Annotated in this window: 20 protein-coding genes and 2 pseudogenes; 3 read left to right on the top strand and 19 right to left on the bottom strand. The window is 38.0% G+C overall.

Features of this window, described 5'->3' with window-relative positions; translation table 11 throughout:
* Positions 1 to 104: 104 nt before the first annotated feature.
* From C9J31_RS03565 to C9J31_RS03475, 18 genes and pseudogenes are all read right to left on the bottom strand, one after another.
* Positions 105 to 455 carry a DUF8042 domain-containing protein gene (locus C9J31_RS03565; protein WP_244854870.1) on the bottom strand — a complete coding sequence of 117 codons (351 nt, stop codon included), beginning with the start codon at positions 453 to 455 and terminating at the stop codon, positions 105 to 107.
* An 810-nt stretch (positions 456 to 1,265) separates the two neighbouring features.
* Positions 1,266 to 1,741: pseudogene (gene tnpA / locus C9J31_RS03560) on the bottom strand (IS200/IS605 family transposase).
* 172 nt (positions 1,742 to 1,913) lie between these two features.
* On the bottom strand, positions 1,914 to 2,741 hold the full coding sequence (gene hag, locus C9J31_RS03555) for a flagellin Hag (protein ID WP_107947412.1): 828 nt from the start codon (positions 2,739 to 2,741) through the stop codon (positions 1,914 to 1,916).
* Positions 2,742 to 2,904: 163 nt separating this feature from the next.
* Positions 2,905 to 3,920: pseudogene (locus C9J31_RS23510) on the bottom strand (transposase); the annotation flags it as partial.
* A gap of 156 nt (positions 3,921 to 4,076) precedes the next feature.
* Entirely contained in the window at positions 4,077 to 4,295 is a 219-nt protein-coding gene (gene csrA / locus C9J31_RS03540; protein ID WP_107947418.1) for a carbon storage regulator CsrA, read from the bottom strand.
* Complete coding sequence (gene fliW, locus C9J31_RS03535; RefSeq protein ID WP_107947420.1) at positions 4,295 to 4,738, bottom strand: flagellar assembly protein FliW; 444 nt, start codon at positions 4,736 to 4,738, stop codon at positions 4,295 to 4,297. The genes csrA and fliW overlap by 1 nt, the downstream gene beginning before the upstream one ends.
* 17 nt (positions 4,739 to 4,755) lie before the next feature.
* Positions 4,756 to 5,319 (bottom strand): DUF6470 family protein, encoded by a 564-nt coding sequence (locus C9J31_RS03530; protein ID WP_107947422.1) that lies wholly within the window; start codon positions 5,317 to 5,319, stop codon positions 4,756 to 4,758.
* Positions 5,320 to 5,458: 139 nt separating this feature from the next.
* Positions 5,459 to 6,382: a flagellar hook-associated protein FlgL gene (gene flgL / locus C9J31_RS03525; RefSeq protein WP_107947424.1), complete on the bottom strand. Its 924-nt coding sequence runs from the start codon at positions 6,380 to 6,382 to the stop codon at positions 5,459 to 5,461.
* A 74-nt stretch (positions 6,383 to 6,456) separates the two neighbouring features.
* Positions 6,457 to 8,046, bottom strand: a complete 1,590-nt coding sequence (gene flgK, locus C9J31_RS03520) for a flagellar hook-associated protein FlgK (protein WP_107947426.1) — start codon at positions 8,044 to 8,046, stop codon at positions 6,457 to 6,459.
* A 65-nt stretch (positions 8,047 to 8,111) separates the two neighbouring features.
* Positions 8,112 to 8,612 (bottom strand): flagellar protein FlgN, encoded by a 501-nt coding sequence (locus C9J31_RS03515; protein ID WP_107947427.1) that lies wholly within the window; start codon positions 8,610 to 8,612, stop codon positions 8,112 to 8,114.
* A 27-nt stretch (positions 8,613 to 8,639) separates the two neighbouring features.
* On the bottom strand, positions 8,640 to 8,900 hold the full coding sequence (flgM, locus tag C9J31_RS03510) for a flagellar biosynthesis anti-sigma factor FlgM (protein ID WP_054767427.1): 261 nt from the start codon (positions 8,898 to 8,900) through the stop codon (positions 8,640 to 8,642).
* A gap of 412 nt (positions 8,901 to 9,312) precedes the next feature.
* Positions 9,313 to 9,726 (bottom strand): TIGR03826 family flagellar region protein, encoded by a 414-nt coding sequence (locus tag C9J31_RS03505; protein ID WP_107923592.1) that lies wholly within the window; start codon positions 9,724 to 9,726, stop codon positions 9,313 to 9,315.
* Between the two features lie 380 nt (positions 9,727 to 10,106).
* A complete protein-coding gene (locus C9J31_RS03500) occupies positions 10,107 to 10,697 on the bottom strand; it encodes a ComF family protein (protein ID WP_107923593.1) in 591 nt (196 codons plus the stop codon).
* Positions 10,694 to 12,061 carry an ATP-dependent helicase ComFA gene (locus tag C9J31_RS03495; protein WP_107947429.1) on the bottom strand — a complete coding sequence of 456 codons (1,368 nt, stop codon included), beginning with the start codon at positions 12,059 to 12,061 and terminating at the stop codon, positions 10,694 to 10,696. Before C9J31_RS03495 ends, C9J31_RS03500 begins: the two co-directional genes overlap by 4 nt.
* 269 nt (positions 12,062 to 12,330) lie before the next feature.
* Positions 12,331 to 13,173: a DegV family protein gene (locus C9J31_RS03490; RefSeq protein ID WP_107947431.1), complete on the bottom strand. Its 843-nt coding sequence runs from the start codon at positions 13,171 to 13,173 to the stop codon at positions 12,331 to 12,333.
* Between the two features lie 235 nt (positions 13,174 to 13,408).
* A complete protein-coding gene (locus C9J31_RS03485) occupies positions 13,409 to 13,954 on the bottom strand; it encodes a DUF3225 domain-containing protein (protein ID WP_107947433.1) in 546 nt (181 codons plus the stop codon).
* Positions 13,955 to 14,217: 263 nt separating this feature from the next.
* Positions 14,218 to 14,892, bottom strand: coding sequence for a response regulator transcription factor (locus C9J31_RS03480; RefSeq protein WP_107923596.1), 675 nt, complete (start codon positions 14,890 to 14,892; stop codon positions 14,218 to 14,220).
* A gap of 37 nt (positions 14,893 to 14,929) precedes the next feature.
* Positions 14,930 to 16,078, bottom strand: a complete 1,149-nt coding sequence (locus tag C9J31_RS03475) for a sensor histidine kinase (RefSeq protein WP_107923597.1) — start codon at positions 16,076 to 16,078, stop codon at positions 14,930 to 14,932.
* Positions 16,079 to 16,237: 159 nt separating this feature from the next.
* Between C9J31_RS03475 and C9J31_RS03470 the strand changes: the two genes are divergently transcribed.
* Positions 16,238 to 16,873, top strand: a complete 636-nt coding sequence (locus C9J31_RS03470; protein WP_107947435.1) for a YigZ family protein — start codon at positions 16,238 to 16,240, stop codon at positions 16,871 to 16,873.
* Positions 16,874 to 17,200: 327 nt separating this feature from the next.
* On the top strand, positions 17,201 to 18,253 hold the full coding sequence (locus tag C9J31_RS03465; protein WP_054767425.1) for an LCP family protein: 1,053 nt from the start codon (positions 17,201 to 17,203) through the stop codon (positions 18,251 to 18,253).
* Positions 18,254 to 18,585: 332 nt separating this feature from the next.
* Here the strand turns inward: C9J31_RS03465 and C9J31_RS03460 are convergent, their stop codons facing one another.
* On the bottom strand, positions 18,586 to 19,662 hold the full coding sequence (locus C9J31_RS03460) for a glycosyltransferase family 4 protein (RefSeq protein ID WP_107947436.1): 1,077 nt from the start codon (positions 19,660 to 19,662) through the stop codon (positions 18,586 to 18,588).
* A gap of 225 nt (positions 19,663 to 19,887) precedes the next feature.
* Between C9J31_RS03460 and secA2 the strand changes: the two genes are divergently transcribed.
* The gene (gene secA2 / locus C9J31_RS03455) at positions 19,888 to 22,248 is read left to right on the top strand and encodes an accessory Sec system translocase SecA2 (protein WP_107947438.1); all 2,361 of its coding nucleotides are present in this window, start codon (positions 19,888 to 19,890) and stop codon (positions 22,246 to 22,248) included.

Raw genomic sequence — 22,248 nt, 5'->3', positions numbered from 1 at the left:
TAAATTTCTCTATATCTTGTTTGAGCGATATTTACTATAAAGGTAAACATCGTTCGATTGAAGCGTATATGAGCCACCTTTTGAATGTTCTACAAGTCAGTGCATTAATTTGACTGTATTTCAATTAATGTTGCTTCTTCAAAGAAAGGTGCAATCTCATACTCAAACATATCTGCTACTAATACATAATCCTGCATTTCAAGCCCCGTATTGATTTCTTGAAAAAATCCCTGAATTTTTTCAATTTGTATAGATACTTTTACCTCATTTGCTTTGAAGAGTTCACTCGCCTCTACAAGCCATGACATTCCTTCTGAAAACTCTAAAATCATTTTCAAGGCATTAGCTATTTGATCACTTCTTAACTTTACAGCTATTTCTAGACTTCCAGTTGCTACTCTGGGTAAATATTCGTTAAAGCTTTGCACTGTATCCATTAAAATTTCTGTCATCATTATTCCTCACTTTTTATTAATTTTTAATTGTCAATTCGTTTTTACATTTTGTATATATTTTCGTTTTCTAGTTGCTTCTAAAAGTTGAGAATAGAGTCTTTTTGATTATATACTCTATTTTCTCTTTCATTCTCTTTCTCTAAATAACTTTTTAAAACCTCTAATATGAGTGAATCCATTTGCACATTTGGAGATAGCTCAGCAATTTCTCTATTTACCATACCCAGTGTTTTAAAATTTTATCATTAAAAATAGTTAAACCTTTTCCTTTTAATACAGCTAAACCTTTTAACATTGTATAAAAGTTAATCTACTCATTTACTTTAAGTTTATCTTGCACCTCTAACAGGAAATCATTAAATCGTGGTTCAATCACTATTAAAGGGTCATCAAACTCAAATTGTATGTACTTTTAGCCTATCTCCTATATAACCTAAACCATAGTCAAAGAAAATTTGTAAATAATGTGGTTCATACTGCTTTTCTGCAAGCTTCTGCACACTAACTATTGGGTTATATTACTACGTAAAAAGTAATATTTTACTTTTAATGTCATATGTCCATTCTTCATTTAGATTGTTCAATAACAAGTTAATTTTCCATAATTATACCTCTACTAATATATCGGCTTAGATTATACTTTATCAATAACTTCCCCATCATTTCAAATATTTCTTTCGTCAATCAGAACCACCAGTTTAACTGGTGGTTTGCTCTGCGCGTGAAACGCTGGGGTACTGGCCCATGTCTAAAGACATCCTGAAAGGTCCGCCAACCGCACTCCGTTTCCACACGAACCGCTAAAGCGATTTACTTTTTTTCCTTTCTCTTGATTTCTTCTCCCGTGAACGGGTCAATGAATTCTTTCATTGTCATTTGATCATGTAGGATATCTTCCTGTAATTGGTTCTTGAATACTCTTGAATCACTTTTCGATTTCGACCGACTGTATCCACATAGTATCCTCTACACCAAAATTGTCGATTTCCATATCGATACTTTAAATTGGCATGTCGGTCGAAAATCATTAAGCTACTCTTCCCTTTTATATAGCCCATGAACGAAGATACACTTAGTTTCGGCGGTATACTCACCAACATATGTATAGGATCCGGACATGCTGATGCTTCAATAATTTCTACACCTTTTCTTTCACACAACTGACGTAGAATTCTTCCTACATCCGCCTTGATTTGACCATAAATAACTTGTCTTCTATATTTCGGTGCGAAGACGATGTGATACTTACAATTCCATGTTGTATGTGCTAAACTATTATTATCCATTTTTTAGGGCTCCTTTCGTACGAAGTCGGTTGACCAGACCTGACTTTATTGTACGATTGGATTTTTTTTATTGTCCATAGCTAATAGCTTTCCGGAACCCCACACACAGGAGGTTTTCAAAAAATACAAAAAACCCTGTTTCTCATTTGAGAAACAGGGTTACTGTCATCAATTATTGTAATAATTGAAGAACACCTTGTGGTTGTTGGTTAGCTTGCGCTAGCATAGATTGTGCAGCTTGCATTAAGATGTTGTTCTTTGTGAAGCCCATCATCTCTTTTGCCATGTCAGTATCACGGATACGTGATTCAGCAGCTGTTAAGTTTTCAGAAGAAGCACCTAAGTTGTTGATAGTGTGCTCTAAGCGGTTTTGAACAGCACCAAGCATAGAACGCTCTTTTGATACAGTGTTAAGTGCATCGTTGATCGTTTTAATAGCTTTATCTGCACCTTCTTGAGTTGTGATATCAACATCACCAGCAGCTACACCTAATGTTGCTGCATCCATATTACCAACAGATACAGTGATATTTTGACCTGAGTTAGCACCGATATGGAATTTCTTATCTGTGAAAGAACCATCTAAAACTTTCATGTTGTTGAATTCAGTGTTTTCAGCGATACGAGTAATTTCTGCAGTTAATTGAGTAATTTCATCTTGTAATTTTTGGCGGTCTGTATCAGCTGCGTCTTCGTTTGTATCGTTGGCAGATTGTACAGCTAATTCACGCATACGTTGTAGGATAGCGTGAGTTTCGTTAAGAGCACCCTCAGTAGTTTGGATTAAAGAAATTGAGTCTTGAGCGTTTTTAGTCGCCATGTCAAGACCACGGATTTGTCCGCGCATTTTTTCAGAGATTGCTAAACCAGCAGCGTCATCGCCAGCACGGTTGATTTTGTAACCAGAAGATAATTTCTCAAGGTTTTTAGAAGCTTGAGTGTTGTTGAAAGAAAGGTTACGATGTGTGTTTAATGCTGAAATGTTGTGTTGAATTCTCATTTGGAATTCCTCCTTGAATGTTTGTTTTGGTATTCCACATCCGTGTGGAATGCTGTGAGTTCAGGTCGTATTATGTACTTCCTGTGCCTTACAATATATATATCGTTAGTTATTGGAAATGTTTAATAGCTTTTTTAATTTTTTTAAAGAAATAATGTCCTCCTTTTTGACATAAGCTATCGTGAGCCAATGGACAATCGTTACATTCATGAGGACGTGTATACTTTAGCGTCTCATGTTTAGCATCATAATTGTCATATCGATAAGAATATTCCCGTGCACAAGTTGGAGCGAAATGATTATCAAAACCAATAGGTTCTGGTTCATTCTTTTTATTATAGGCAATGACGGATTGTGTACCCATGCGATAAACCTGTTGATAAATCGGAACGTAATCATACCCGGCGTCCATCGTTGCATAGGCAATATTTAAGGAAGAGAAACGATCCTGGATGCCTTTCAACAAGGGAATAGCTGCTTTTCCATCATTCAAACTTCCTGAAGAAAATAAGGATTGAACGATGTATTGGCTTTTTATTGGGGTTGGATAGGTACAGAAGATCGGAGTTCTGAAAGAGAGACATCTAATTGAGCGGCAATTGTCTTTTCATATAGTGGAAGATTCGCCTCTTCCTTTGCTTTTTCTAAAAGCCATTGTTCACGTTCTTCTTTCTTTTTACGACCTCGTTTTTTCGGTTCTTTCACTAATTGTCCTTTCTTAGAAGGAGCGCAATCACGAGCATCCACATGGGTTGCATCGATTGCGACTATTTCATTCGAGACGTAACCTTCATTAATAGCCTGTAGAAGTAAACGTTCTTGAACAATTTCCAATGCATTTGATTCACTGATTAATGTAATCATACGCGAATAAGAGGCTTCTGATGGGATTTCATCCGACACGAGGAAACCACAATCAACCTTGAAACGTAAATCTGTACGAAGGCGTGCTATCAAATCTTTGATAAATGGAATGTGCTCAGTGATCCGAATGATTAATGAATAAATCATTGCTGGATAATTAAGCGTTTGTGGAGCGCCTAAATGGGACTTTTTCATGACAACATCAAGAATTGGGTGGATATCAATATCAGATAAAATTGAGTTAAAACGATGAGTAGGTTTCAAATCATATAAAATTTGCATATCAAACAGGCTTTCTTGTCGTATAATAGGCATAGAGCATTTCTCCAATCTGTTAATTTGTGTGTAGTAACTCTCATTATACAGGATTTGGGGAGGTGCTCTATTTTCTTGTCATTTTAAGCTTAGAGCCGTAAGGTCTCAAAATTATGAAATTGACTCAGAGTAGTGCTCTTTTTTGTTTTTATATTTTTATTTTTTCTTCAATTGCTCCAAAAAGCTTGACGATGAGGAGAGTGCTTCCTTATTCTGCGCTTGAATCGCTTCGAAAACTTCTGAACGGTGTACTTTAACTGTTTTCGGGGCGACAATGCCAAGTTTAATCTGATCGCCGTCAACTGCTAAAATTTTAATTTCTATTTGGTCGCCGATCATAATAGATTCGTCTTTTTTCCTAGACAGCACTAGCATTATTTCGCACTTCCTTCCAAAGTAAGCATTGGAAAGCGTAATGGATAGGATTTGTTATCTTGGAGAACGATTTGCTTACCACAACTATTATGCACATTTAGAATTATAGGGGCAAGTAGGTTTAAAGTAGAGTCTTGGAACGATTCCTTCATTGTAACAATAGCATATGTAAGGACATCTTCTTCTCTTCCTATTTGTAATTGCTCACGATCTTCTTCACTGATGTCAAAGCTATAGTCCTTTTTGAATGCAAATGGATAAGCGACAACAAATCCAATTTCTACGTGCTCAATTGATTGTAGTAATGCTAGTGGGAGGTTTGCATCAATAGGTAGTAATACGAATTTCTTTTCATCCTCTAAACCTAATAAGCCATGTTCAAACGTAAGGATGTCTTGTTCAGTAATTTCCACTTCACCTAAAAATTTCGTAGCAATTTTCATATATTCCGAGCACTCCTTTAGATAATGACATCAATGTCAACATCTGGTCTTTGTATTAATGTACCAGTTACTTTACCTGGTGTGTATTCATGTATTGGTTTGTTCACTTGCGCGTCAATTTTTGGCTCTCTTCGCTGAATATTGACATCTGTCGTACCTGGTGTGTAATCGATTTTTACCGAGCCAATGGATGGCACAAATTTAATATTGAATTGTACACGGTGTGGACCATGATTTTGTTTAGCGATGTTTTGAATAGTTGCACGTCCTTGGTCTTTGCCGGCATTCTCCATCATTACACGGCCTTCTTTTACTCTCCGTGCCATTCCCTGCTGAGCCTCTTGTTTACCTCTCTCGGCATAATTTGCAGTTGATTCAATCGGTCCAATTAAACCTAGGTCACGTCTGGCCTGTGACGAATCCACACGTAAAACACCACGTGTTGTATTAATATCTAGAATTGCTGCAGGCTGTTCGATATGTTGAGTTGCTTTAGGTTGTTTGATATACTGCTGCGGCTTTGAGATACTAAGATCTATTTGTGCATCAGTAGTGCGAATTTGAATTTGAGGGAGTCTCATTATCTTCTTTCCTTTCAAGAAAAGCGCCTGAACATGTAACATAATGTCCAAACGCTTTCCATATTAGCGGATAAAGTCACTAAGGTATGCCTCTGACACTTCCAAGGGAAAATTAGTTAAATACTTCTGATGTTATTTTCTATCTAATAAAATCTACTAATGTTTGTTGAATAATTTTAGCACCTACTGATAATGCTGCCTGGTGAATGGATTCATTTGTGACCATTTCAGTAATTGCCTTTGAATAATCAACTGATTCGTTATCTCTCAACTGCTTTGTTACATTTACCTCTTGAATACCGAGACGATTTTCCATCATCTCCACACGGTTTTGGCGTGCACCAACGTCAGCCTGAGCCTCAAGAATTTTGTTATGCATTGCTGTAATATCGTCACTTGTACTTGTCGATGTAACACCACCAAGTAAATCCCCAATATCTGAACCAGTCTTGGTTGGGTCACCCAGTAAATCAGAGATTTTACCCATCATATCATCTATACCTTTAAATAAATCTTTTCCTGGGGTATTCACTTGAAGTTGAATACCATCATAAATCTCTATGTTTACAGAATTATTCGCCCCATTGAGCGCTGGGTTAATCTCTTTACTACCACCGGATGCTAGCGTAAATAATGGTTGATTTGTATTCGTTCCACTAAATAAATAGCTACCTCCTACGTTTGTGTTTGCCACATCCTGAAGTTGCTGACGGATTTGATCAATCTCCATTTTAATTTTTTCGCGTTCTTCTGGTGTATTTGTATCATTAGCAGCTTGAATAACTAGTTCACGAACACGTTTCATTTGTTCGCCAGCTTGATTAAGAGATTCATCTGTTGAATCTAACCAACTATTTGCTGTAATCATATTTCGTGTATATTGCTCAACTTTAGCTAAATCACGGCGATAGCCCATCCCCTTTACTGCGATTACAGGATCATCTGACGGCCGAGTAATTTTAGAACCTGAGTTTATCTGATCCTGAAGTTTAGACATCTTACCATAACTGTTACTTAAATTTCGTAGCATATTATTTGAAAGCATTGATTGTGTTACACGCATTGCAAAAACCCCCTTCTTTTAAGTCGGAGTAATGTGTCTCCGATTTGCTAATACTTGTATAGTAAAATTAACCCTTATAGTCCTACACGACCCATACCGTTGATAATTTTGTCTAGCGTTTCATCAACAACAGTAATCATCCGCGCATTGGCATTATAGGCTTGTTGGAAGGTAATCATATTCGTCATTTCTTCATCTAAAGATACTGCACTCATAGCGTCACGACTATTTGAAACCATAAGACGTTGTGATTCAAAACTTGAAAATAAACGCAGTGCTTCCTCACCATCTACACCAATCTGTCCAATAACCCCTTGATAAAATGTTTGCATAGTAGCATTACCAATATCCGCAAACAGTTTATGTTGCATATTGGCAAGCTCGAACGCATGCTTACCATCACCTTCTTCTGCTGCACCTGAAGCTGCGGCGATAAGATTTGGATTATTTGAAATGGCGTCAGTTACTTTAATACCGCCTGCACCACTACCTTCAAAGAACTGTCCACCGTTAGCTGATGGATTTATAATATTTCCTGCTGAGTCCTTTTCTTCAAGCGTATAGCCTTGTGCATGAAGATCATTGAATTCTTTGATAAATGCATCGGCTAATTGGTCTAATTTTTTTAATGTTTCTGGATAATAGCCCTTTATATCACCATTTGCACTTTGATAGCCATAAGAATTAATTAAGGACAATAACTTCCCTTTCGAAGCGTCAAAGTCTTCTTGTTTAATTACTTGTTGTGTACTTGTTACAGTACCTGCTTCATGTGCCTCTAAGGATTCTACACCTGTTAACTGCATTTCAGAGAAAACATTTGTAATATCATCCCCTGTAACTTGACCATTTGTCCCCATGACAGTGAATTGAGCAAAATCTTTTCCATCCACTAAATCTCTTACAACTCCGTCAGCACCTTTAAAAGTAATTTTCAAACTACCCTCTGCTACTTCAGAAGCTTTCCCACCAGAAGGCACGCGTTCAATAGACACTGGGATATATTCATTTAACTTGTCAACTAAAACATCACGGACATCATATAAATCATTTGGGACATGACCATTCGGCTCAACCTCTTGAATCTGTTTATTAATAGCTGCAATTTGTTTAAGTATTGTATTGATTTGCGTAGTGGAAACGTTAATCTCTTTACCTAAGTTACCTTGAATCGTTTTTAATTGTGTATCCATATAATTAAATGATTCAGCTAAATGTTCAGCACGTCTGATGGCAACTTTCCGTGAAGCTGCATCGGCTGGCTTTGTACCAACGTCTTCTAGCCCCTTCCAAAACTGTTCAAATGCTTTATCTAAACCAAATTCAGAAGGTTCACTCATAATATCTTCCATTTGAGAAATGGCTTTTGTTCTCGATTCCCAATAGCCAAACTTATTTGTTTCTTGGCGGAATTGACGATCAATAAATTCATCACGAATGCGTTGAATTGATCCCGCTTCTACCCCTGTCCCAAGATGTCCTGGATAAACAGGTTGGTTTAAGCCGGCTGTTGGAAAACCTGGTGTTGCTTGCATATTTACTCGTTGACGAGAGTAGCCAAGCGTGTTGGCATTCGATATATTGTGTCCTGTTGTATATAAAGCAGTTTGCTGTGTGAATAAACCACGTTTACTTGCTTCTAAACCCATAAATGTAGAGCGCATTCTTTTTCCTCCCTATAGTAACGTCCAAAAAAATCTAGCAATTAGTTTCGCGCAGGCGCAAAAACCTATGCTTGTGAATCGAAATATGATTTTTTGGCAACTGTATTTGTGCCGCGCACCTCACTGCCCGAGTAGTTCATTTGCTCGGGACGCGGACGTAGTGTATCTAGTGTCAAGTTGACGAATTGTAGTGATTGAAACACTAGCTTTTGATTTAAATCATTTTGTTTACGTAAGTCTTCTATGATTAGCATTAATCGATTGCGCACTGCTGACAGTGTGTCTTTTTCAGTTTGTTGTTCAGCAGCCTCGATGACATCAGCGACAGTCATTTTGTCAGTAGAAGCAAATCCTTTTGCTTCAAGGTAGTCCGTTACCTGTATTTGACGCTGTTGCTCGAGCTTATCGATGGCCGCTACATGTGCCTGCTCATCCTTGAGCATTTGGTCCAGTGCTTCGATATTGCCGGATTTAATGATTTCAGTTTTTTTATAGGCTAGTTCAAGTAAGCTTTTATGCATTCTTTCTAGCTTTGTTAATGTAGAACAAATCGCTTCTACAGACATATTGCTAAACACCCTTTCTGTTATTCCCTAGAAACGATAATATTTCAGCATATCTTCTGCAACTTGGCGTGCATTTACTTTGTAATCACCAGAAGCAATATCTGCTTTTAATTGTTGCACGCGCTCCGCACGCTCGGCGCTATATGTTGATACACCTTGCATTTCCTGCGCTGTTTTTGAAATTTCAATTTTATCGGCGAAAGATGCTTTGTTGTCACCTGCTTTTACATTGCGCACTTGATTTTTATAGGCGTTTACCGCATTCACACCATAAGATGTAATTTTCATGTCTGCCCCCCTTATCTAAAAAGCTTATCTTCCTATTATTTCGGACTTTCTCACACAATGTTAAGTTTCAAACATAAAAAAAGAGAAGGTGCTATCTAAAAAATATCTTAAGTAATAAATACCATTTTTTTATATGGGTAAAAATCCCGCTAAGTTTTCGGTGCATGGCATGAGCCCCGTAACTTGTTTACGTTTCCTTCCGGGTGTCGTGTTATTTTTTACCTTAAAGTAAAAATAGTATGCGAGGAGTACTCCTAGCATACTATTTTTACTTTTGACACAGTTCACTACTCGAACTGGTAACAGCAAAATGGTGTCTTTAGTTGAAGAGTGAGCTATTAAAACTGTATTTTTATCAACTATAGTGAGAGAAGCTTTTGCTACACATAGTTAAAGTTCGTCTCCTCCGTCTTCATCTTTTGCGATCAGAATGATATGTTACACGGTCACGTTGTGCAACACCATCACGGAATTCCTTTGCCGCATCAAATGTGCGAAGATCTGACTTTAATTCGTTCTGGCATTTTGTACAGAGTTTTCCCGTTGTCGTTAAATGACCACAGTTATCACATGGATAACCTAAGTTTGGGAACATCGCAGGTTGTAAACGACCTTTTCGAACCCATCTATATAATAGTTCTTCTTCTGCTCCTGTAGCTTCCACAATACGCTCAACAGTTGCTGCCCGGTTTTCCCGTTTACGCAAAAAGCGATAAACGATTTGATATAATTCTTCTTCAGATTGAGCGCATTTATGACAAACTTCTCTTACCCCTATATAATTAAAAAATTCATTACATTTTGGACAATTGCGAACCTCTGCCATCTACTCTTCCTCCTCTTGCATGATAATCATTATATAAAGTGAAACTTCAGTCAGATTCAGTGGGGGTGTCCTTCATCCCTCACTGATTGTTAGTTGAATCAATCAGGCTTTTACGGTTAGTTGATTGATCGCCTACTCTTCCCACTAAAGGTGGGCGTCTTACTGACCGTTACTGCGGGATAAAGTGAAACTTCAATCAGTGGGGGGTTCTTCATCCCCACTGATTGTTAGTTGAATCAATCGGGCTTTTACGGTCAGTTGATCGCCCCTCTAATCTTCCCACTAAAGGTGGGCGTCTTACTGACCGTTACTGCGGGATAAATTGGCTAAATTATACTATACAATTTGCTCTATCTATTATACATGATGCTTTTTCATTTTCATCCATTAATTAAAGTGAAACTACGAACATTTTTGGCACCAGCTTGTAGTAGAATTTCTGTGGCATGTCGTAATGTAGTTCCTGTAGTTTGTATATCGTCAAAAAGGACATATTCTTTATATGCTACAGTTACGCTAGGTAATAACTGAAAAAGTGACGCCGTTTGTAATCGTTCCTCTCTATTTTTCGAGCTTTGTGTTTCGGCCGTTGTTTTTTCTAATAGTTGAATATAGGGAATCTTTGCGGCTTTTAGTAGTTCCTCCATATGGGAAAAGGTACGCTCTTTTTGTTTTAAGGGATGCATCGGTATTGGGATAATAGGCGATTTTTCATGTTTGAATTGATCCTGTAGCTCCTGACGAAATACTTTGGCCAGCGCCACGTCTTGAAGGAATTTATATTGATGCAAATAGTCTTTCATGGCGTCATTATATTGGTACAATGCTGTAGGGGACGGGGCATGTTCGAATCGAGATGCACATTTCTTGCATATGCATGGGGGGAATTGTTTGGTTAAAAGTGTTTTCCATGAAGGTTCTGATTGCAGAAGCTGAGCACATAGTAAGCAATGTGTTTCCTTTTTATTCATAGTGAGAATCCTATCTTATTGTTGTATTGTATCTTAGCTCGTGCCTCATCCATTTCCACTGTAATGCCGTGATGAAAAAATACAACATCGCCGTCTGCAAAAGCTATATTTCGCCCAACACGACCTGCTATTTGAATCAGTGCGCTTGACGTATAAATAGAAGATTCTGCCCCGACAACAGCAACCTGAACATTTTTTATGGTAATACCTCTTTCTAAAATGGTCGTCGTTAATAATCCAGGAATTTCTTCATTGCGTAGCTTGAGTACCTTTTCTTTTCGTTCAGGATCCTCAGCATGTACCGCTAATATATCCGAATGTAATGCTTGAAAAATTGATACAGCTATATCTACTAACTCCACTTTTGGTAAAAAAATTAGGAATGGCTCTTTTTGCGTAAGACGATCCTCTGTCCACTTTTTCAGCTTCAACGGAATTACGCCTTTTTTCAGCTTTTTTTCATAGCCCCATAACGAACTATAGCGCGGTACAGGTAATGGATGATTATGATAGCGCTTCGGAATAAAAGAATAGCTACTGTTTTGGTACTGATTCAGTAACTTTTGCGATGGGGTTGCTGTGACAAAAAGTATCGGCGCCTCGGCTGTTTTAGCTTTGTGCACAGCTCTTTTTAATGTTTCATCAAATATATAGGGAAATGCATCAGCTTCATCGACAATCATGACATCAAAAGCCTGCTCAAAACGGTATAGCTGATGGGTCGTTGCCATGATAAGCTGGGCGTAACCTTGTTGCTGAGGAGCGCCCCCATATAATGCATGGATAGTCGTTTGTGGGAAAGCTTTGTGAAAGCGTGGAAATAATTCTAACACCACATCTGTTCGCGGCGTCGCAATACATACCCGTAAGCCTTCTTGCAATGCAAAATGGACAACTGGAAAAAGTAACTCCGTTTTACCAGCTCCACACACGGCATGTACTAAATGCGATCGTTTTACTTTTACACTTTCTAGCATTTCATCTGCTGCCTGCTGTTGAAGTTCGGTAAATTGTCCTGTCCATGCTAATAAGTGCCTTGTTGGCCTTATTGCGCGTGGACCTCTCCATATCACTAACTGTGTACAACTGCTAACCCTCCCCATAGCAAGGCAATGTCTACAATAAACACATAGCTGCCGACATTTTGAACAGTCGAACGTTGTAAATTGCTGGGGGTTGTCATTATGACATCGATTGCATTTTAAATGAGGTATTTGTTGAATACCTTCTATTATATTAAAGTAGTTTCGTTCGATTGCCCGGTTTAGATCTTGTTCTGCAATTGGTGAATGCTCTCTTAGCCAAATGCGTCCCTCATGAAAATCTCGTAATGCAGGTGGTAATAACCATCCTTTGTATTTCATATTATTTAGCTCCTTTCACCTTGTAATTATTTTTCTATCAGTATTTCAGTTGTTATCGTTGATTGTCGATTTTATCAGCGGTTCCTACATTGTTACCGGCGATGTTCGCTATTATAGTGACGATTCTTGTTATATTATCAGCAATTTTCACCTTTCCACTGGCGATTCTCTCTGCTACCAGCGGTGGTCGTCATCCTATCAGCATTGTCTGCCATCCAAACAAAAAACAGTCCCTACAATAATCTGTAGAGACTGTTTACATATAAACGTTATTTTTTGGTCCAGCCAAGCCCCATTGCACCTTCACCTAAGTGAGTGCCGATAACTGGGCCGAAATAGCTTAATTTAAAGTTTACGTTCGGGTAGCTTGCAGCAAGCTGGGCCATCCATTCTTCGGCTTCTGCTTGACAATTGCCGTGAATGACTGCAGCATCCATTGCCTCGTACTTGCTAGCATCTTGAGCTAGCAATTCTTCGGCACGCTTTAGGGCCTTTTTGCGTGTGCGAATTTTTTCAAATGGCACAATCACTTTGTCCACAAAATGTAGAACTGGTTTCACTTGTAATAAGCCACCAATTAAGGCTGCTGCTGCAGACAGACGCCCTCCACGTTGTAAGTGCGCTAAGTCATCTACAATGAAGTAAGCACGAATATACTGCTGCATGTCCGCTAATGCCGCAAGTATGTCCTTTGCTGAAAAGCCCTCCGCAGCCATTTCTGCTGCGCGCAATACATAAAACCCTTGGACAGCACAAGAAATCTCGCTATCAAATGAGTACACATCAATGTTATCCACCATTTCGCCTGCTTGGACCGCTCCTTGATATGTACCACTTATGCCACTCGATAAATGTATGGATACTACCTCGTCATAATCTTTTGCCAGTTCTTCAAAGAGTGCCGCAAACTCTCCTACTGGTGGCTGCGTTGTTTTTGGGAATTCCTTTGCACCACGTACTTTATCATAAAATTCAGATGCCGTAATATCAATTTCTTCTGCAAATAATTCGCCTGCGATGTTTACACTTAACGGAATCATACGAATATTTAAGCGTGCACGTTCCTCAGGCGTAATATATGCAGTACTATCTGTTACGATTGCCGTCCTCATCCATGTCCACTCTCCTATGTTCCATAGTTTACAGTAAAAAGAAATGAATGTGAAATCAATTTTACCTCTAGGTAGTCATGTTCAGACTTTGATTTGGCTTGTACAATTCACACCACTCAAAATTCATGACATCCGCTAGAGATTTAGCCATATCCTACAAGTAACTTTGCCGAATACAGGCGAAATTTCACATTCATTACCTATGTATGCTAAAGGGAATTAAATTCCCCTTGTTCTATTTACCCGTGCTTGATTTTGTGTCGTCTCCAATATAAAAGACGCTTGTTACCTTCCAATCTCCATCCTCTTTAACGAAAACTGTTACTTGGCGCCCAGCACTTTCATGTTCGACCTTCGTTTCAAGCTGTAGAGAGTGCATTGTCATGTTAGCGAAAACTTGCGCTTCTTTTTCATCATATTTCGCGATCGTTACATTTGCCACGTCACGCTTAATATCAAATTGGTTGAAAACGTCAGTTGCATACGTTTTCTCTTCATCATAATTAAAACCTTTTGGGTCTTTCGATATTGTTTGCATATAACGATTTATTTCTTCCGCATTTAGAGCTGCAATATATTCATCAAATGCCGCTATAATTGCTCTTTCGTCTTCTGCTGGCACGTTTTCAGCCTTTTCTATGTCTTCTCCCATCATTTCAAAGCCTACTGTACCTTCCTCAATGACTTGGTCACGCTCTTCTGCACTTAAATCGTCGTTTTTATTACCACAGGCAGTCAACACGAATAAGGTTAAAACTGCTAGAATACTTTTCTTTAACATCTTAAAACCTCCCGCGCAATATTGTAGCATATAAATGCTTTCGTAGGAATTTTGTTGCGCTTTTTCAACTTTTAGTTGTTACATCTTTCTTATGACGCTATAAGCTCTAAAATGTTGCACAATCAATTATGCCTCTAGCAAAAATTGCGTTCGGAGGCTTTATGCCTTCAGACATATTTGCTGAATGTAAAAAAACTGCTTTAAAAACTACTTCATCTTTAAAGTAGCTTTTAAAAACAGCTTTTGTTGTTATTGCTATACAATTATCGAACTTCAACCCAGCCGTTTTTGATAGCTGTTACAACAGCTTGTGTACGGTCATTTACGTTCATTTTTTGTAAAATGCTTGAAACGTGGTTTTTAACAGTTTTTTCCGAAATAAACAACGTCTCACCAATTGTACGGTTTGATTGTCCATCAGTCAGTAGTTGCAATACTTCACATTCACGTTTTGTTAATAGATGGAATGGACGGCGAATTTCTGTTTGATGGAAGTTACCCTTGTTTTCATGCTCAGAAAGACGACGGAATTCTGCTACTAAATTTTTTGTTACTTTTGGATGGAGGTAAGAACCGCCGTTCGCTACTACTTTAATTGCTTCGACAATTTCATCAGCATCCATTTCTTTTAACATATAACCAAGCGCACCTGATTTCAATGCATGTGTAACGTAAGTTTCATCATCATGGATGGATAACATAATTACTTTGGCATCTGGAAATTCTGAAATTAAGTCTGCCGTTGCTTCTACACCATTTCTGCCTGGCATATTAATATCCATTAATACCACATCTGGTTGATTTTCTGCATATAAATTTACAACATCTGTGCCATCGTCACCTTCAGCAACTACATCAAACGTATCTTCAAAATCTAAAATACGTTTTACCCCTTCACGGAATAGCTGGTGATCGTCTACAATAATAATCTTCGTCATAAGTCTTTTACCCCCTAAATTTCTGCAACAAATTGCTTCACTCTACTTCTAACGGAATTTTAAATAGGACCGTTGTGCCTCGATTTATCTCACTATCAATTGAGATTGTACCATCTAATATTTCAATTCGTTCACGCATGCCTAAAATACCAAATGAATGGTCTTTGACGCCGCGTGGATCAAATCCTACGCCATCATCTTTGACGACGATATTTACCGCATTGCTCAACCATTCTAGCTTAACCCATATATCCTTACATTTCCCGTGCTTCATAGCGTTGGTTACACATTCTTGCACTAATCGGAAAATGGATACTTCATAGTTTGAAGGAATACGTTGTTCAGTGCTTCTTGATTGGAAATGAATTTCGACACCTGGATTATATTCAGTCACTGTCGACAAATATTTCTTTAATGTCGGAATAATCCCCAAATCATCGAGCGCCATTGGTCGTAAATCGTAAATAATACGACGCACTTCAGATAATGCATTACGCACCGTTTTCTTTAAATCAGCTATTTCTGCCAAAGCATTTTCAATGCCCTTTTCACGATACGTTCTCTCAATTAAATCTGTGCGCATTAATACGTTTGCCAACATTTGAGCAGGACCATCATGAATTTCCCTTGATAACCGTTTACGCTCCTCTTCTTGTGCAGCGATTATACGGATTCCAAAATCTTGCTTCATTTTTGCTTGTTCAAGCGCTAATCCAACATTTTTTAAATCAGATGTTAAATAATTTAAAACGACATTCACTTGATTGACAATATGATCAGCACGTTCAATCGTATCGAGTAATCCTCTTAATCTTCTCTCTAAGTCATCTCTTTTGTCGCGTAGTTGCTTTTCTTGTGTTTTAATGACTGATAGCTTCACTTGAAAATCATGTGCCGTTTCGTATGCATCTCTAACTTGTTCTTCGGTATAATTATCAAATGCTTTACTCACTAACACAAGTCTTTGCTTTGCAAGCTGCGTACTTTTTTCTAAAGCATCGCCTTCATCGATGACAACTGATATTTGTTTTCGTACAATTTCTAGCTCTTTTTGCATATCTTCGAAGCTTAAACGACTTTGTTCGCTTATAATGAAAATATCATCTTTGGAGCTCATTATTGTATCCAACATTCGATTAAATACGTCATCAAGCGACTCTAAATCGAAGGTATCATTTGAAAACATAGTGTACTCTCCAGTCTAATGTCCTTATGATTACATACTATTTTGAAAGACCAATTTTCATAAGTCTACACCTATTATAGCATCACAATCATAAAATTTAATGCTTTTTCTTAATGAAAATTATAGAATATAACCCTATTTGGAAGGAGAATGACACATATGAGAGAAAACTATTTAACTGTTAAAGGATATGGAGAAAGCGAAATTATTATTTCTAAATCACGCTTCCTCACTTATATAGAACGTGCAGAGACAGAAGAGGATGCAATTACTTTTATTGAACGTATAAAAAAACTACACCATAATGCCACACATAATTGCTCAGCCTATATAATTGGGGAGCATGATCATATTCAAAAGGCGAATGATGACGGGGAACCTAGTGGCACAGCTGGCGTCCCAATGTTAGAAGTATTAAAAAAGCAAGGCCTGAAAGATACGGTCGTTGTCGTTACACGCTACTTCGGTGGCATAAAGCTAGGCGGTGGCGGTCTTATTCGTGCCTATGGAAAAGCTTCAACTGAAGGCTTACTAGCTGCACAAGTTGTAGAACGCAAGTTACATCATATTATGAAAATTGCCATCGACTACACATGGCTAGGAAAAGTAGAAAACGAGATTCGCAGTTCTTCCTATATATTAGAAGAAATTCGTTACCAAGAAGGTGTCGACATCATCGTTTCTGTGCTAAAAGAGCAAGAAGATTCGTTCCGAAATTGGGTAACAGAAATTACTAACGGTCAAGCAAATATTACATTCGAGAATGCACAATTTATCGAATTTGTTGTGAAATAAAATAGTTTTAATTGTCGAACACTGAATATCCATAGTATAATTTTAATATTGAGCTATTTTATAGTCATAAGATAAGCGTAATTTCGAACTAGTTTTATGTAACGTGATATACCCCAGTTAGTAATTAACACATAGACGCAAACTTGCGATTAGTTTTAGCTCTTATTAATTTGTCATGTCGCTTGTACTAACAATAAACATATGTGGCATCCACTAAAGGCTTAGCTGAATAAATTTTTTTGTGTTCGTCCCCAATGTATTACAGTAGAACTCAAGTTATATTAAACGCTTCATTATTCCCAAAATTTAGAGGAGAATATATAAATTATGAAAAGAAACAATTATAAAAAGAAAAAAAGGTCGTCTAAAGCTTCCTTAATGATCAAAGTGGCTTTACTGCTCGTTGCTAGTTTACTAATTTGTGTCACTGCTTACGGTGTCTATATCACGAAGCAAGCTGAACATGCGGCAGACTCAGCGCATGAGGTATTAGAAGGCCGTGAAGTTTCTACACTACGTGAAGAAAAAGTAAAACCGGTGCATGATAATGTTTCCATTTTATTTGTTGGTGTTGATGATAGTGAAAATCGTGGCCAAGGTTCCGAAAACTCGCGTTCAGATGCGCTCATTTTAGCAACTTTAAACAATAAAACAAAGACCATTAAAATGCTAAGTATCCCACGTGATTCTTATGTTAATATTCCTTCAGTAGGCTATAAAGATAAAATTACACATGCACATGCATTAGGTGGTACACTATCAACAATCGAAACGGTCGAAGGTCTATTCGATATACCAATCGACTACTATGTACGTATGAATTTCAATGCCTTTATTGATGTCGTTGATGCATTAGGTGGCGTCGAAGTGGAGGTGCCATATGCTTTACATGAGAAGGATGAATTCGACCGCAATACAATCAACCTTCAGCCTGGCTTACAACATTTGAACGGTAGTGAAGCACTAGCACTTGCTCGTACACGTAAGCAAGACAATGATATCGAACGTGGTAAACGTCAACAAGAAATTTTATCGGCGATTATTAAACAAGTGGCGTCAGTGGGTGCCATTTCTAAATATGATGATGTCATTAAAGCAATCGGTGATAATATGAAGACTGATATGACATTTAGTGAAATGAAATCGTTCTTATCGTATTTAACACAAGGTATGCCGCGCATAGACTCGTTAACGCTAGATGGTGCGGATGATATGTCTACAGGCGTCTACTACTATCAATTAAATCAAGAATCAGTAGATGAAGTAACAAATACACTGAAAAACCATCTCAACTTAAATAGTTCTTCATCCAGCCTAACAAGCGGTAATACTGGTAAAGATAGCGCAGCTGCCGAAGACAACCCTTCAACAGTACAATAAACATCCAAAGCCTTTCCAACATCAATCTCGATGGCGGAAAGGCTTTTTAATGTTTTGATTGCTGTCATTCTTTTTTCTGCGGTCTACTACTTGAAGTGTTTGCCCTGGCTCATTTAGCGATATTCTTAGTTATATGAGCGTTCGTTCCTTGCCGCTGAGCGGTTCTCTTGGTTACCTGAGCGCTTGCTCCCTTCACCTGAGCTGTTAGCTTGTCCATCTGATTTAGCTCCTTTTCCTGAGATCCATTCTGAGTCCCTTAAACGTCTAATTGGCTACCCGAACCACAAAAAAAAAGCAATCCTACACTATGTGCAAGATTGCTTTCTGCGTTTTTATTTATTAAATATCCGCACAAAATTTAAGAGCGGTTTATAGTTTTTACCTGCAAGTCCGATGACTTCAACAAAAATTTCAATGGCCGTTAAAATAACTGCGATGAGTAAAATAGCACCCCATAATTTTGCCATTGAGAAGATGATAGCGGCTAACCCAAACATCATGGCAATGCCATAAATAATGAGTACTGTTTGACGATGCGTAAAACCCATGTCCAATAATCGATGATGTAGATGGGATTTATCTGGATCTGACCATTTTTTCTTCATACGCACACGACGAACAATGGCAAAGAATGTATCAGAAATTGGAACACCTAGCATAATAACTGGGATAATTAACGAAATAAATGTGACGTTTTTAAAACCTAGTAATGCTAATACCGATATCATAAAACCAAGGAATAATGCGCCAGTATCGCCCATAAAAATTTTCGCCGGATGGAAATTATAAAATAGGAAGCCAATTGTTGCTGCAGCTAAAATGGCTGCAATCGCTAATACAAACATATTGTTCATAATAATGGCCATACCAGCTAATGTAATAAGGGCAATCGATGAAACACCTGCAGCTAGACCATCTAGACCATCAATTAAATTAATGGCGTTGGTGATACCAACAATCCACAGGATCGTTAAAGGAATACTTAGGAAGCCAAAATCCAATTCGCCAATGAATGGTAGGTTAATATAGTCAATTTGAATACCGCCAACAAAGATAACAATCAGTGCAGCAATCAGTTGGCCAAGCATTTTCGCTTTTGCTGATATTTCACGCATATCATCAACAACACCTGTAGCTACGATAATGGCAGCTCCGATAATAATTGCAATTAAACCATATTCACTAATCTTCAACCTAGGTAGTGCGTTTATTAAAAACGGATATAGCATAGCCACTCCAATTAAAAACGCAAGGAAAATTGCCAATCCGCCAAGTCTCGGCATAATTTTTGCATGTACTTTTCGATAGTTCGGCGCGTCAACAGCACCTATTCTGAACGCTAAACGTTTAACTAGTGGAGTTAACAAAATGGAAGCAACAAACGCTGCTATTAAAGACACGTAAAGCATGTCTCTCCTCCTCAAAAAAAATAATCTACATTTTAAACCATTTTGATTATAGCACGAACAAGCTGTGAAATATACTTTTTCTATTTATTTTCCACCATTTCACAAATGACATATTTCCCTATTATTATGTCCGTATGCTTTATGTCAAATGTAGTCACCATTCGTAAAATTTGATAGAATAATGAAGTGTCTAGCATTTAGACAACTTTAAAGGAGCGTAAATTCATGTTCTCAATTTTTAAACGTACTAACGAGCAAACAAGTGCTCGTCAATTAAAACGCTATTATAAAATAGTAGCGCAGATTAATAATCTTGAAGAAAATTATGTCAACAAGTCAGATGATGAATTAAAAGAAATGACTTTTATTTTCAAGGATCGTTTAGAACAAGGTGAACCAATTACATCAATCATCCCAGACGCATTTGCTGTCGTACGCGAAGCCTCAAAACGTGTATTAGGTATGCGTCATTTTGATGTACAACTTATTGGTGGTCTTGTACTAACTGAAGGAAATATTGCCGAAATGCCTACAGGTGAAGGGAAAACGCTTGTCGCTTCACTTCCATCTTATGTACGTGCATTAGAAGGCAAAGGTGTTCACGTTATTACGGTAAATGATTATCTTGCCAAGCGTGACTTTGAGCTTGTTGGACAAATACATCGTTTCCTTGGCTTAACGGTTGGCCTAAACGTGCCAATGATGGAGCCAGAGGCAAAAAAACAAGCCTACAACGCTGATATTACATACGGTGTCGGTACAGAATTTGGTTTCGACTACTTGCGTGATAACATGGCACATAGCCTGGCTGATAAAGTTCAACGTGCCTACCACTTCGCAATTATTGATGAAGTGGATAGCGTACTAATCGATGAAGCTAAAACACCACTAATTATTGCTGGTAAAATGCCTGCGAACGATGAACTACACCGCATTGCATCCATGCTAGCTAAACGCTTCAAAGAAGAAGAAGACTATGATTTTGACGATGAAACAAAAGCTACATCTTTAACAGATAAAGGTATTGAAAAGGTAGAAGCTGCCTTCAATGTTGATAATCTATATGACCTTGAACACCAAACACTTTACCACTATGTTATCCAAGCTGTTCGTGCTCACGTTATGTTCAAGCGCGACGTTGACTACATCGTTAAAGATGACAAAATTGAACTTGTCGATATGTTCACAGGTCGTATTTTAGAAGGTCGTTCACTTTCGGATGGCTTGCACCAAGCGATTGAGGCTAAAGAAGGTGTAACCATTACTGAAGAAAACAAAGCACAAGCACAAATTACGATTCAAAACTATTTCCGCATGTATCCGAAGCTTTCTGGGATGACGGGTACGGCGAAAACACAGGAAAAGGAAATTCGAGAAGTGTACGGTATGGAAGTTATTCAAATTCCAACAAACCGTCCACGTCAACGTGTCGATCAACCTGATATGATTTTCAAAACACAAGAGGCTAAATATAAACACGTTGCCGCAGAGGCTAAACGTCGACATGAAAAAGGACAGCCTATTTTAATTGGGACGACTTCTATTCTACAATCTGAAACTGTGGCAGATTATTTAAAAAAAGAAGGATTAAAGTTCCAGTTATTAAATGCAAAAACAGTTGAACAAGAAGTAGAACTTATCTCTGGAGCAGGTCAAAAAGGACGTATTACAGTAGCAACAAATATGGCTGGACGTGGTACAGATATCGTGCTAGGTGAAGATGTGCATGCACTTGGTGGTCTATATGTCATCGGTACTGAAAAACATGAAAGCCGCCGAGTGGACAATCAGCTTCGCGGTCGTTCAGGTCGTCAAGGCGATATCGGTGAAAGCCGCTTTATTCTCTCTATTGAAGATGATATGTTCCGTCGCTACGCAAAAGAAGACGTTGAAAAGTTCTCTGCAAAAATGATTACCGATGAAAATGATGTCATCCAAAACAAAGATGTACAAGAGCTTATTGATCGCACACAACGCATCGTTGAAGGCTCACAATACGGCATGCGCGAATACAATTTAAAATTAGATGATGTCATCAATGATCAACGTACAGTAATTTATGGGCTACGTGACAAAATTTTAGCTGGTGAAGATTTATTAGAACAATTGAAGCAAATGTTTTACGAAACTGTTGATTTTGCGGTACGAGATGCAGCGCCAGATGAATTGCCTTCTGTAGAATGGGATTATGATGGGATGGAGCGATCTTTAAATAGTCTTTTCCTATCTCCCGTCACAATTGATAGAGAAGTAGGAAAAGTAATTCCTATACTAGATTCACTACAAGAGCCAGTTGATGAGCTAACTGCAAAAATGGAAAAATTCGCTGAAAATGACCGTGTTATGGCAGTTATTCCCCAAGTAATGCTTAGCTATTTGGATAGTGGCTGGGTGAAACATTTAGAAGCAATGGCTCATTTAAAAGAAGGTATCGGCTTACGCCATTACCAACAAGAGGATCCAATGCGTATTTATCAACGGGAAGGTCTAGAATTATTCGCTAAAAATTTCCAAGAACTACGTCGTTCTATAATTATCGAAATCACAGGCTTCATGAAAATGATTGAAGCTGAACAGGAGGACTAA

The organism is Lysinibacillus parviboronicapiens (assembly GCF_003049605.2).
Classification (GTDB): Bacteria; Bacillota; Bacilli; order Bacillales_A; family Planococcaceae; genus Lysinibacillus; species Lysinibacillus parviboronicapiens.
Note: the sequence above shows the minus strand (reverse complement) of the source record. Positions and strands in the feature narration are given on the sequence as shown.